Below are 13,114 nucleotides of genomic sequence, written 5' to 3'. Positions count from 1 at the left end.
CACCGGCAAGAAGCCGGTCTCTGCACATGAAAAAGGGGCCCGTAGGCCCCTCGTGCATCTCTTTTTCAGCTTTCGCTCAGGCACGCTTTACAGCGGCGTATTCGGAGCACGCCTGGCCGAAGGCCTTGTACATGCGGATGGAGTTGGGGTTGTCGGACGCACGCCATTCCGGGTGCCACTGCACGCCCAGGGTGAACGCCTTGCGGCCGGGCATGTGCACCACTTCCACCAGGCCGTCGTCGGAATAGGCGGCAGGCTCGATACCCTTGCCCAGCTTGTTGAGGCCTTGCCCGTGCAAGGAGTTCACCTGGAAGCTCTCGACCTGCATCAGGTCGGCATACCAGGAACCGGGAACGGGACGCACTTCATGCACGTCGGCGTACTGGCCGGGCACGTCGGCTTGCGGGTTCTCGCGGTGGTCTTTCATGCCAGGCAGGGTGTACACCTTCTGGTGCAGGTCGCCGCCGAGCGCCACATTGAGTTCCTGCATGCCGCGGCACACGCCGAACAGGGGCAGGCCACGCTCCAGTGCCGCCAGGATCAGCGGAATGTCGAACAGATCGCGGGTGCGGTCCATCGGCTTTTCGGGGGTCTTGTTTTCCTGGCCGTAGAGGACCGGATCGATGTTGGTGGCGGCGCCCGTGATGTAGACGCCGTCGGCCATGTCCAGGTACTGGTCGATGTTGATCGGACCGTAGGCCGTGGGCACCAGGATGGGCACGCAGTCGGCGATCTGGACGATGGGGTTGATGTACTTGTTGGTCATGACCTGGTAGTCATGGCCGGAGCGGGCCTGGGAGCCCATGGACATCAGGACTACAGGTTTGCGTTTGGCTGCGTTGCCAGCGCTAGTTGAGGCATTTGTCATGGTTAGTCTCTTAAAAAATTGCACCGTCCGGCCCGGGGTGGGCGGCGGGGCATCGCTTGGGGGTTTGTGATCACAAGTGTGCCCAAATCGGCGTGAATGCGTGGTGCCAGATGAAATTGTGCCCATGGAGCCACAAGGGCCATGTAAAGTGTACTCAATGGTTCCACTCATATTGGCAACTTGGTGGTACCAATTTGGCACCACCAACTGGCCCCCGATTCGCTAACCGAAAGGGATAACCTTACGGCCATTGCGATTGAAGCCATCGGCATTTCCGATGGAAAACCAGACATCAGGAGAAACCATGCAAGCCGTAACCCCCCACGCGCCTTCGTACTACGCAGCCTCCCGCAACCCCACCCCCCTGCGTCCCAGCCTGCAAGGCACGGTGCAGGCTGACGTGTGTATCGTTGGTGCGGGCTACACCGGCCTGTCGTCCGGCATTGCGCTGGCCGAAGCCGGCTACAAGGTGGTGGTGCTGGAAGCCGCCCAGGTCGGCTGGGGTGCCTCCGGACGCAATGGCGGCCAGATCGTGCACAGCTATTCGCGTGACATCGACGTGATCGAGAGCAACTTCGGCATGGAAGTCGCCCGCCCCCTGGGCCAGATGATGTTCGAAGGCGCCAAGATCATCCGTGAGCGCGTCGCCAAGTACAACATCGACTGCGACCTGAAGGACGGTGGCGTCTACGCCGCGATGACCGCCAAGAAAGTGCACCAACTGCAGGAGCACAAGGAACTGTGGGAAAAATGGGGCCACAAGGACCTCTCCCTGGTGACCGACAAGTCCGAAATCAAGAAGATCGTCAACAGCGACCGCTACGAAGGCCTGCTGATCGACAAGACCGGTGGCCACTTCCATCCGCTGAACCTGACGCTGGGCGAAGCAGCTGCGCTGGAGCAGAACGGCGGCACCATCTATGAAAACTCGGGCGTGACCAAGATCGACCGCGGAACCACTGCCGTCGTCCACACCGCCCAAGGCAAGGTGGAAGCCAAGTTCGTCATCGTGGCCTGCAACGCCTACATCGGCGAGCTCGAGCCCAAGCTGGCCAGCATGTCCATGCCCTGCGGCACCCAGGTCATTGCCACCGCCCCGCTGGGCGCGCTGGCCGACGAACTGATCCCCTCGGACTACTGCGTCGAAGACAACAACTTCCTGCTGGACTACTTCCGCCTATCCGGCGACAAGCGCCTGATCTACGGCGGTGGCGTGATCTACGGTGCACGCGACCCGGCCCACGTCGAGTCCATCATCGTTCCCAAGATGCTCAAGACCTTCCCGCAACTCAAGGGTGTGAAGGTAGATTACGGCTGGACCGGCAACTTCCTGCTGACCCTGTCGCGCCTGCCCGAGGTGGGCAAGCTGTCGGACAACATCTACTACTCGCAAGGCTGCTCGGGCCACGGGGTCACCTTCACCCACCTGATCGGCCGCCTGCTGGGCGAAGCCATCCGTGGCGATGCCGAACGCTTCGACTCCTTCGCCAAGCTGCCCCATTACCCCTTCCCGGGCGGTCGCCTGTTCCGCGTTCCGTTCACGGCCATGGGAGCCTGGTGGTACCAGATGCGCGACAGCCTGGGCGTTTAAGCATCAGTCGTCGTCGAGCCCGGCCAGTTCGGGGAACATCACATCCACGAAGCCCAGCTTCGTGAGGTCGCGCATGCGGGTGGGGTACAGGCGGCCCCACAGGTGGTCGCACTCGTGCTGCACCACCCGGGCGTGGAACCCTTCCACCGTGCGGTCAATCGGGTCGCCGTACTGGTCAAAGCCGGTGTAGCGGATGCGTGCATGCCGCGGCACTAGGCCGCGCAAGCCCGGCACCGACAGACAGCCTTCCCAATCTTCCTCCTCCGCCTCGCCCAGCGGCGTGATCACCGGGTTCACCAAGACTGTGGCCGGAACCTCCGGTCGGTCGGGGTAGCGCGGGTTGCGCCCGGTGCCCCCGAACACCACTACCTGCCAGTCCTCGCCGATCTGCGGTGCCGCCAACCCGGCGCCATTCGCCGCCCGCATGGTGTCCCACAGGTCGCTCACCAGCAGATGCAGCGTATCGCTGTCAAATTCGGTCACGGGTTGGGCGGTGCGCAACAGGCGGGCGTCGCCCATACGCAGGATTTCTCGAACGGTCATGGCTTCAAGCGGTGTCTAAAGGCGACAGAATAGCGCCTTCTCCGCCATGAACGAGCAAACACCCCCCTCCCCCGCTGTTGCCGTACCGGTGCGTTCGGCACTGGCACGCTGGCTGTACCAACTGCTGGCGGTGGTGAGCTTGGGCCTGGGCATCTTGGGCGTGTTCCTGCCTGTGCTGCCCACCACGCCGTTCATCCTGCTCGCCGCCTGGGCGGCCACACGTGGATCCCCACGGCTGCTGGCCTGGCTCGAATCGCACCCGGCCTTCGGTCAGATGCTGCGTGACTGGCGCAGTGGCGGCGTGGTGAGCCGCAAGGCCAAGTGGTCTGCCGCCATTGTCATGGCGAGCAGTGCCCTCATCATCCTGGTATTCGTGCGCAAACCCCTGGTCCAGGTACTGGCGATCGGTTCCATGGCCTGTGTGTTGGCATGGCTGTGGCAGCGGCCGGAGGCCCTGCCGAAAGCACCACCAGACAGCGAATCATGAGGATTCGCCCCTAAATTCGTAACGAATCGAGACAGTTACGAGTCAGTTCCACCACCGGAGCTGGTGGATAATTAAGGGTTTTCCTCCATACCGATCAACCCTACGCCATCGCTGCGCCTGCCCATGTCTGCTGCCAACCCAGTCCAGATCTCCGTCGAAAAAATCGGCGGCACGTCCATGTCTGCCTTTGGTGATGTGCTCCGCCACATCATGTTGCACAACAAAGCCCACATCAACGGGCGCATCTACGTGGTGTCGGCCTATTCGGGCGTGACCAACCAGCTGCTGGAACACAAGAAGACCGGCGAGCGCGGCATCTATGCCCTGTTTGCCGAAGGCAAGGGTTACCAGGACGCACTCAATGGCCTGGCCGTGAGCCTGAAGAAGCTCAATGCCGGTTTTGCCGAACTGGGCCTGCCTCTGGATGTGGCTGATGCCTTCATCGACCACCGCATTGCCCAGGCCCGCGAATACCTGGGTGCCATGCAGCACGTGCTGGCCAGCGGCTACATCGCGCGCAAGGACATCCTGCTGGCCGCCCGCGAAGTGCTGGCGTCCATCGGTGAGTCGCATAGCGCCTTCAACTCGGTGGAAATCCTCAAGGCCAATGGCGTCAACGCCTTGCTGATGGACCTGGCCGGCTTCGACGACAACGAAGCCTGGACCATCGACGAGCGCATCGCCAACAGCTTCAAGGGATTGGAACTGTCCGACAAGGTGGTGGTGGCCACGGGCTATACCAAGGGCACCGAGGGCATCATGCGCGAGTTCGACCGCGGCTACTCCGAGGTCACCTTCAGCAAGATCGCCGTGGAAGTGCGCCCCACCGAGGCCGTGATCCACAAGGAATTCCACCTCTCGTCCGCCGACCCCAACCTCGTGGGCCTGGAAAACGCCGTGATTGTGGGTGCCACCAATTACGACGTAGCCGACCAGTTGGCCGACGTGGGCATGGAAGCCATCCACCCCAAGGCCGCCAAGCCCATGGAGCTGGCTGGCATTCCCATCCGCCTGAAGAACACCTTCGAGCCTGACCACCCCGGTACCCTCATCACCAAGGACTTCGTGGGCGAGCGCGCCCGCGTGGAAATGGTGACGGGCACCGACAAGGTCACGCTGATCGAGATCCACGACCCCAGCATGGTCGGTACCGTGGGCTTTGACGCCAGCTTGATGGAAATCATCAGCCGCCACGACATCAGCTACATCCTCAAGGCCACCAACGCCAACTCCATCGCCCACCTGATCTGGGACAACCAGGCCAGCGCGGAGCTGATTGCCGAACTCGAAGGCCGTTACCAGGTGGTCACCGTGAAGAAGAGTGCCATCGTCTGCGCCATCGGCTCCAACATCGGCATCCCCGGCGTGCTGGCCAAGGCCGCCCAGGCGCTGGCAGACGCGGGTGTGAACGTGAACTGCGTGTCGCAGACCCTGCGCCAGGTCAGCATGCAGTTCGTCATCGAGCGCGAAGACTACAAGACCGCCGTCAAGGCCCTGAACATGGCACTGTGCGTGAACTCCGGTGCGCCGGTTCCCAAGGCCTGAAGCCGTCGCATCGCGTAAAAAATGGCACCGCAAGGTGCCATTCTTGTTTGTAGTTGCTATACAAAAAGTAGCTGGCTACGCTTTTTCCACGCGGGCTATGGCCAAAAATCGTGGGCAATGCAAGCGAATCAGCTGCATTCGGCATGCATGAATCAAACTGCTAGATCTTCGGAATCAACCGGTAGGACTCGACCCAACGAACACCCAGGAACCCAGCCCGCTGCCGAAACTCGATCAATGCGCCGGACTGCACGCCCTCATAGAAGCCACTGGATACCCGAACCTTGCGCGTCTGGCCGTGCGCAATCCAGTCGGTGACATGTACGAAGTAACTCGCCCCCCCTTTGTGCGAATGGCTCACCGATTTCGCAATCACTTTTGCATTGACCATTTCAGTGGGTGAATGGTCAGCTTCCCAGTTCAAATCCTGGACTTCCGAATACATCGTCAGCACGGCTCCTATCGAACCGACCAGCACTATCTCGATCAAGACCAGGTGGGTCCGAGCCGTCCGGCCCAACCACCATAGTGTCAGAACGACGAGGGCGATAACCACTGCCATGCCCCCATACGCTGCGTAGGTCCACAGCAAAGATGTATCAACGACAAACCCCGGCTGTGTAAAACCTTGTCTGAGCGAGTGAGTGAGTCCATTTGCCAGCAGTCCGGTACAACCAGCAAGAACTACCGCAGCCCGAATCGCAAATGGATCCCGCGACCGTGGAGAGGACTCGGGGCGACCGGCTTGCATGCACTGCACCAAGTCATGCAGCAGAAGCACAGACCGTTCGGCCACCTCATGCAAAAGCGGCTCAGACGATGCTTCGCGGTACTTCTTTCCAACCTTGAACATAACCCAAACCCGACCGCCGTGGCACCTGATTTCGGAGGCACGACATTCGTGCAGATTCATGTTAAACAGCGCCAGCGCTGCATCACGCATGCTTTCCTGGCTAATCACCTCGGACGTCAGATGCTGGTCATTCGAGACGACATACACCAGGTCATCGAATTCCGAGTCGCCGGCTTGGTACTCGTTCGCCAGCCCGAGCCACTTGCAAGCCCGGTCAAATGCACTCTCCCGCTTGAGCACGAATTCAAATTCGCGTGGTGCCTCTACCGAAACCTTCAAACTGGGCGTGTACTCCCTGTTTTCGTCAAACAGTATTCCGCGTCGTTGCTTTTCGGTCTGAAAAAGATAGCGATATGCGATTCCATGGTGGGTAGCAGGCAATCCCTTCCAGTTGGCCTTGTATCGGCGGAGCCCAAAATAGACCGAAAAGCTGATCAGGGTCACAAAGCCAAACACAAACCACATTCAGGCACCCTCGCTACTTCGCGTCCGTTGCGTCTATTCTGCGGAGGCAGGTGGTGTAGAGCCCAGCAAAGAAAGCAGTCCCGCTTCGTCCAGTACCGCAATGCCCAGCTCCTGCGCCTTGTCGAGCTTGCTGCCCGCTTCGGTCCCTGCGACGACGTAGTGGGTTTTCTTGCTCACCGACCCGGCCACCTTGCCGCCAGCGGCTTCAATCAATTCCTTGGCGGCATCGCGCGACAGCGTGGGCAGCGTGCCGGTCAGCACCAGGGTTTTGCCGCTCAGCAGCTTCGGGGATGCATCAACCGAGGGCGGCCCCTCGGGCCAGGTGACCCCGCAAACGCGCAGCTGCTCCACCACCTCACGGTTGTGCGCCTGGGCAAAGAAGCGGTGGATGCTCTGCGCCACGATGGGCCCGACATCGGCCACCTGCAGCAAGGCTTCCTCGCTGGCGTCCATGATGGCGTCGAGTGTTCCGAAGTGCCGCGCCAGCTCCTTGGCTGTCGCCTCGCCCACATGGCGAATCCCTAAGCCAAAAAGAAATCGTGGCAAGGTGGTTTGCTTGGACTTTTCCAGGGCGTCCAGCAGGTTCTGGGCCGACTTGCCGGCCATGCGCTCCATGCTGGCCAGGGCCACAAAGCCCAGACGGTAGAGGTCCGGCAGGGTCTTGACGATCTGACCGTCCACCAACTGGTCCACCAGCTTTTCACCCAAGCCCTCGACCTCAACCGCGCGGCGTTGGGCAAAGTGGAGGATGGCCTGCTTGCGCTGGGCGCTGCAGAACAGCCCGCCGGTGCAGCGGTAGTCGGCCTCGCCCTCCTCCCGCACGGCAGCGGAACCACACACCGGGCAGACGTGGGGCATGGTGAACGGGGGCGCTTCGCCCGTACGGCGCTCCAGCACCACAGAGACCACTTCGGGGATCACATCGCCAGCGCGGCGCACCACCACGGTGTCGCCCACCCGCACGTCCTTGCGGCGTGCTTCGTCTTCGTTGTGCAGGGTGGCATTGGTGACGGTGACGCCGCCGACGAATACGGGGGAAAGCTTGGCCACGGGCGTGAGCTTGCCGGTACGCCCCACCTGCACGTCGATGTCCAGCACCGTGGTCATCTGCTCCTGGGCCGGGTACTTGTGGGCCACGGCCCAGCGTGGCTCCCGCGTCACGAACCCGAGCTGGCGCTGCAGGTCCAGGCGGTTGACCTTGTAAACCACGCCGTCGATATCGAACGGCAGGCTGTCCCGCTGCTCACCGATGCGTTGGTGATACGCTACCAATTCCGTAGCGCCTTGCGCAATATCCACCTGGGCTGCAACCGGAAAACCCCAGGATTTCAGCCGTTGCAGCCAAGCCAGGTGGGTCGTGGGCTCAGCGTCTTGCGAGGACACCTCACCCAGGCCGTAGGCAAAGAAGCTCAAGGGGCGCTGGGCAGCGATGGTCGAGTCCAGCTGGCGCACGGCACCCGCAGCGGCATTGCGCGGGTTGACGAAGGTCTTTTCGCCTTTCTCTCCTGCAGCAATGCGTTGGCGCTGGCGCTCATTCAGGGCTTCGAAGTCGTCACGGCGCATGTAGACCTCGCCACGCACCTCCAGCACATCGGGAACAGGCACTGCGCTCACACTGCCCGGCACCGGAATGCGCAGCGGAATCTGCGCGATGGTGCGGATGTTGGCGGTGACGTCTTCGCCGGTTTCACCGTCGCCGCGGGTGGCGGCCTGCACCAGCACGCCGTGCTCGTAGCGCAGGCTCATGGCCAGGCCATCGAACTTGAGCTCGGCGCAGTACTCCACTAGGCCGTCCCCTTCTCCCAGGCCCAGCTCCTTGCGCACCCGGGCGTCAAAGGCCTCGGCGCCACTGGATTCGGTGTCGGTCTCGGTACGGATGCTCAGCATGGGCACCGCGTGACGCACCGGGGCAAAGGCGTCGAGCGCCTTGCCGCCTACGCGCTGGGTCGGAGAGTCGCTGCGCCGCAGTGCAGGATGGGCAGCTTCCAGTGACTGCAATTCCTGGAACAAGCGGTCGTACTCGGCATCCGAAACGCTGGGCGCGTCCAGCACGTAGTATTCGTGGGCATAGCGCTGCAATAAGGCGCATAGCTGCGCCACACGCTCTGCGGGGGCTTGCGGCGCGGGGACCGGGGCTTCGAACAGGTCGGCGGTGTGCACGGCGGTGCGAATGGATCAGGAGAACAGGCGACGCGCCAGGGCCGAGCCCGCAGCAAAGTCACGCATCTCCAGCGTGCTGTACAGGCCCTGCAGGTCTCGGGCAATACCGTTGAGCGTGTCCTGCGTCAGTGGGCGTCCGTTGTCGTCCGTCACCACACCCTCCATGGTCTGAGAGAGCTGGATTGCCACTTCGCACATGCGCTCGAAAGGCTGCTCGCCGCGATCCACCTGGCCAACATCCAGATGCAGGGACAACTCGCGGATGGCGGATTGCTCCAGGTCTTCGGCCAAGGCGGCCTGGGAGTCGAATTCGAGCACCAGCACCGGCGGCAGGCCTTCGGTGGAGGCCGCAATGACCATGCGCCCCGGCATGACACCCGGCACAAAGCCCAACTTGGCGGCGTGCTGCTGCACGTAGCCCGGGCTCCAGGAGGCATTGCGCGCCCGGATGCTGAACATGAGCTGGGCGTCGTGCACGCTGGCAAACTGGTCCAATTCCTTGGCGCGCGCTACCTCGTCGACCATTTCGGTGAATTCGGGCGTTGCGCTGATGGCATCGGCAAAGGCCTGGGTCTTGACGACAAACTCGGAAAACTCGATTTCGTTGAGGGCGCCAGAGCGGTTCGCCAGTTGCACCCCGGCCTGGAAAGCGCTGTAGCGCTGACCACCCGCCGGCGCTTCCCACTGGCCGGTAACCGCATTCAGGCCTTCCACCGCAAAGGGCTTGGTGCCCACACGCCGGGTGGGGGGCAGCGCCGCCATGGCTGCCTCGCCCGATACCACCGAGCCAGGCTCCAAGGCAATATTGGCGATGGCGTCGATCAGTGGGTCCAATGCAGGCTTGCGCAGGGCTACCGGCAAGGTGAATCGCGACACGTCCAGGGTCGGCTCCTCGCTACCGTCCAAGCCCGGCTCCACAGCCAGAAGACCCGAGTCGCGCGGGTCCTGCACGGGCTGGCGCGGCTGGTTCTTGCGCGATGTCCAGGCCCCATGCGCCACCACGGCGGCCAGTACCGCACCGCCTGCAATAGCCAATCCGATCTGCAAACTGCTCATAGCTGTCAGCTCAATTCGGCCATCTTGACGGCCGACTCCATGTCCACCGCCACGATGCGCGAGCAGCCCTGCTCCTGCATGGTGACGCCGATGAGTTGTTGTGCCATTTCCATGGCGATCTTGTTGTGGCTGATGAACAGGAACTGCGTTTCCTTGCTCATGCTGGTCACCAGCTTGGCATAACGCTCGGTGTTCGCGTCGTCCAGCGGGGCATCCACTTCGTCCAGCAGGCAGAACGGCGCCGGGTTGAGTTGGAAGATGGCAAACACCAGGGCAATGGCCGTAAGCGCCTTTTCACCACCCGAGAGCAGATGGATGGTCTGGTTCTTCTTGCCCGGCGGCTGGGCGATGACCTGCACACCGGAATCGAGAATCTCGTCGCCGGTAATGACCAGACGCGCATTGCCGCCACCGAACAGTTCGGGGAACATGCGCCCGAAATGGCGGTTCACTTCATCAAAGGTGCCCGAGAGCAGTTCGCGGGTTTCGGCGTCGATCTTGCGGATCGCGTCTTCCAGCGTGGTCATCGCAGACGTAAGGTCCGCAGACTGCGAATCGAGGAACTGCTTGCGCTCGCGGGCGGCGGTGAGCTCATCCAGGGCTGCCAGGTTGACTGCACCCAATGCAGCAATTTCGCGATGCAGGCGGTCGATCTCACCCTGCAGGCCAAACAGGCGCACATTGCCGTCCTTGATGGACTGCTCCAGCTCGGCGAGGTCGGCTTGGGCATCCACCAGTTGGGCCTCGAACTGCTCGAAGCCAAGGCGGGCCGCCTGCTCCTTGAGCTGGAACTCGGTGATGCGCTGGCGCAGCGGGTCGAGCTCGCGCTCCAGCTGCATGCGGCGCTCGTCACTGGAGCGCAGCTTGTTGGTCAGGTCGTCGTATTCGCTGCGCCGGGCGGCCAATGCCTGCTCGCGCTCCATCTTCAGTGCCAGTGCGTTCTGCAGCCCGGCCTGGGCGGCCGCGTCGGTCAGCCGCGCCAATTCGTCCTTGGCGCGCTGTTCCTCGGCATGGATGGATTCGGTCTGCTGGCGCGCCGTGTCCACGGTACGGTTGAGCTCGGCGGTGCGGGCCTGCAGGCTACGCTGCGCAAACGTGGCCTCCTGGGCCTGCCGTTCCAGGCTGCGCTGCTGCTCGCGGCTTTGGTCCAGTGCGCGTTGGGCCTCGATGACCTTGTCTTCCAGCTGGGCATGGCGCTCCTGGCTGTCGGCCAATTGCATGTCCAGTTCCTCGAAGCGCCCTTCGGCGGCCATGCGCCGCTCCTGCAGGTCTTCCAGGTGGGCATCGATCTCGCCCAGGTCGGCATCGATCTGGGCACTGCGTTCACGCGCCTGCGCCGCCATCTGCGACAGGCGCAGCACTTCGACCTGCAGGGCATGGGCGCGGGACTGGGCTTCGGCAGCCTCCTTGCGCGCTGCAACCAAACGCTGGGCAGCGTCGGCGTAGACGCTTTCGGCACGGGCCAGCGCGGTGCGCGCTTCATCGGTAATGAGCGTCTGGGCGCGGATCTGCTTTTCCAGGTTCTCGATTTCCTGGGCACGTGCCAGCATGCCGGACTGCTCCGAGTCCTGGGCGTAGAACGCCACGCTGTGCAGCGAAACCGTGTGGCCCGATTGAACGACAAAGCACTCACCCGGCTGGAGCTTGTCCCGTTGCGCCAATGCCTCCTCGAAGCTCGGCGCCGTGTAGCAGCCGTGCAACCATTCGGTGATGACCGCGCGCAGGCCTGCGTCGTTGATGCGCAGGAGTTCACTCAGGCGCGGCCAGCGCGAAGCCGGTTCCGGTGCCGCCGCCGGCGGTGCGCTGAAGAATGCCAGCTTGGCCGGCGGTGCATCGCCCACGAAGGCGCGCAGCGTTTCCAGGCGCGACACTTCGAGTGCACCGAGCCGCTCCCGCAAGGCGCTTTCCAGTGCAGTCTCCCAACCGTTCTCGATGTGGATACGCGTCCACAGGCTCTGCAGGCTGTCCAGCCCATGCTTGGCCAACCAAGGGCTGAGCTTGCCGTCGGTCTTCACGCGTTCCTGCAAGGCCTTGAGTGCTTCCATGCGGGCCGACAGGGCCGACAACTTGGCACCCTCGTCATTGACCACCTGGTGCTGGTGACGACGGGCTTCGTCCAGTGACGGGACCGATTCCTGCAATTCATGCAGGCGGGCGTCCATCACTTCGGCCTGCTCCCGTGCTGCTTCATGCTCCTCAGTCTGCTCCTGCAGGCGGGCTTCGTCAGGCAATGCCAGGGCGCTGCGGTCGGTCGTGAGGCGATCACGGCGCTGATTGAGTTGGCGCGACTGTTCGTCGATGCTGCGCTGCTCGGCCGCCAGCACCTGGATCTGCTGCTGCACCTGTGCCACGGTCTGGCGCTGCTGGTTGGCCTGGGATTGCGCCTTGCCCACCGCCTCTTCAAGGTCTGGCAGTCGCATGGAATGCTCTTCCAGCTGTGCCGCGAGCAACTCGGCCTGCTCGTCCCCAGTCAGAGCAAGTTCTGCCAAACGCTCGGCTTCGGCCAAGGCGTCATCGCGGCGCACCGCCCATTGGTCGATCTGCTCCTGCAGCGTGACCAGGCGCTGCTCCACCCGTTGGCGGCCTTCGACCACGAACCGGATCTCGGCTTCCAGGCGGCCCACATCAGTGCTGGCTTCGTACAGCAGGCCCTGGGCCTGATTCACCTTGTCACCGGCCGCATAGTGCGCCTGGCGCACGGCCTCGAGGTCGGCCTCGATGCTGCGCAGGTCGGCCATGCGCGCTTCGAGCGCGTTCACGGCAGCCAAGCCTTCGGTCTGCACCTTGGCCTGGTCGGCCATGGCCTCGGCCCGCTTGAGGAACCACTGCTGGTGCTGCTTGCGTGTGACATCGCTTTGCAGCGTGTTGTACTTGGCGGCCACCTCGGCCTGCTTTTCGAGCTTTTCGAGATTCGCGTTGAGCTCCCGCAGGATGTCTTCGACGCGCGTCAGGTTCTCTCGGGTGTCAGAGAGGCGGTTTTCGGTCTCCCGGCGGCGCTCCTTGTACTTGGAGACTCCGGCCGCCTCTTCCAGGAAGAGGCGCAGCTCTTCGGGCTTGGACTCGATGATGCGGGCAATCGTGCCCTGGCCGATGATGGCGTAGGCTCTGGGGCCCAGACCGGTGCCCAGGAACACGTCCTGTACGTCGCGGCGACGTACCGGCTGGTTGTTCAGGAAGTAGCTCGAAGTGCCGTCGCGGGTAAGCACACGCCGCACGGCAATCTCGGCAAATTGCCCCCACTGCCCCCCGGCACGGTGGTCGGCATTGTCGAACACCAACTCCACACTGGCCCGGCTGGCGGGTTTGCGGGTGTTGGAGCCGTTGAAGATGACGTCCTGCATGGACTCGCCACGCAGTTCACTGGCCCGGCTCTCCCCCAGCACCCAGCGCACGGCATCCATGATGTTGGATTTGCCGCAGCCATTGGGACCCACCACGCCAATCATCTGGCCTGGAAGCTGGAAATTCGTGGGTTCCGCGAACGACTTGAACCCGGAAAGCTTGATGGAATTGAGACGCACGGAGGAACGGAGTGACTCTATGCAG

The 13,114-nt window shown here is 62.9% G+C and carries 9 protein-coding genes; 3 read left to right on the top strand and 6 right to left on the bottom strand.

Features of this window, described 5'->3' with window-relative positions; genetic code table 11:
* Positions 1-76: 76 nt before the first annotated feature.
* Complete coding sequence (locus tag RQP54_RS12050) at positions 77-811, bottom strand: gamma-glutamyl-gamma-aminobutyrate hydrolase family protein (RefSeq protein ID WP_315678558.1); 735 nt, start codon at positions 809-811, stop codon at positions 77-79.
* Between the two features lie 361 nt (positions 812-1,172).
* Here RQP54_RS12050 and RQP54_RS12045 point away from each other — a divergent pair, with 361 nt between their 5' ends.
* On the top strand, positions 1,173-2,459 hold the full coding sequence (locus RQP54_RS12045; protein ID WP_315678557.1) for an FAD-binding oxidoreductase: 1,287 nt from the start codon (positions 1,173-1,175) through the stop codon (positions 2,457-2,459).
* Between the two features lie 3 nt (positions 2,460-2,462).
* Here the strand turns inward: RQP54_RS12045 and def are convergent, their stop codons facing one another.
* Positions 2,463-3,002 (bottom strand): peptide deformylase, encoded by a 540-nt coding sequence (def, locus tag RQP54_RS12040; protein WP_315678556.1) that lies wholly within the window; start codon positions 3,000-3,002, stop codon positions 2,463-2,465.
* Positions 3,003-3,048: 46 nt separating this feature from the next.
* Between def and RQP54_RS12035 the strand changes: the two genes are divergently transcribed.
* A complete protein-coding gene (locus RQP54_RS12035; protein ID WP_315678555.1) occupies positions 3,049-3,489 on the top strand; it encodes a YbaN family protein in 441 nt (146 codons plus the stop codon).
* Between the two features lie 123 nt (positions 3,490-3,612).
* Complete coding sequence (locus RQP54_RS12030; protein WP_315678554.1) at positions 3,613-5,034, top strand: aspartate kinase; 1,422 nt, start codon at positions 3,613-3,615, stop codon at positions 5,032-5,034.
* Positions 5,035-5,194: 160 nt separating this feature from the next.
* Here the strand turns inward: RQP54_RS12030 and RQP54_RS12025 are convergent, their stop codons facing one another.
* From RQP54_RS12025 to smc, 4 genes are read right to left on the bottom strand one after another with little or no spacing between them, the layout of a single operon-like run.
* Entirely contained in the window at positions 5,195-6,352 is a 1,158-nt protein-coding gene (locus tag RQP54_RS12025) for a hypothetical protein (protein ID WP_315678553.1), read from the bottom strand.
* Positions 6,353-6,385: 33 nt separating this feature from the next.
* On the bottom strand, positions 6,386-8,512 hold the full coding sequence (ligA, locus tag RQP54_RS12020) for an NAD-dependent DNA ligase LigA (protein ID WP_315678551.1): 2,127 nt from the start codon (positions 8,510-8,512) through the stop codon (positions 6,386-6,388).
* A 15-nt stretch (positions 8,513-8,527) separates the two neighbouring features.
* Complete coding sequence (locus RQP54_RS12015) at positions 8,528-9,568, bottom strand: cell division protein ZipA C-terminal FtsZ-binding domain-containing protein (protein ID WP_315678549.1); 1,041 nt, start codon at positions 9,566-9,568, stop codon at positions 8,528-8,530.
* Positions 9,569-9,573: 5 nt separating this feature from the next.
* Positions 9,574-13,089, bottom strand: a complete 3,516-nt coding sequence (gene smc / locus RQP54_RS12010) for a chromosome segregation protein SMC (protein WP_315678548.1) — start codon at positions 13,087-13,089, stop codon at positions 9,574-9,576.
* Between the last annotated feature and the right edge of the window lie 25 nt (positions 13,090-13,114).

Source organism: Curvibacter sp. APW13, from assembly GCF_032337135.1.
Classification (GTDB): domain Bacteria; phylum Pseudomonadota; class Gammaproteobacteria; order Burkholderiales; family Burkholderiaceae_C; genus Allorhodoferax.
Note: the sequence above shows the minus strand (reverse complement) of the source record. Positions and strands in the feature narration are given on the sequence as shown.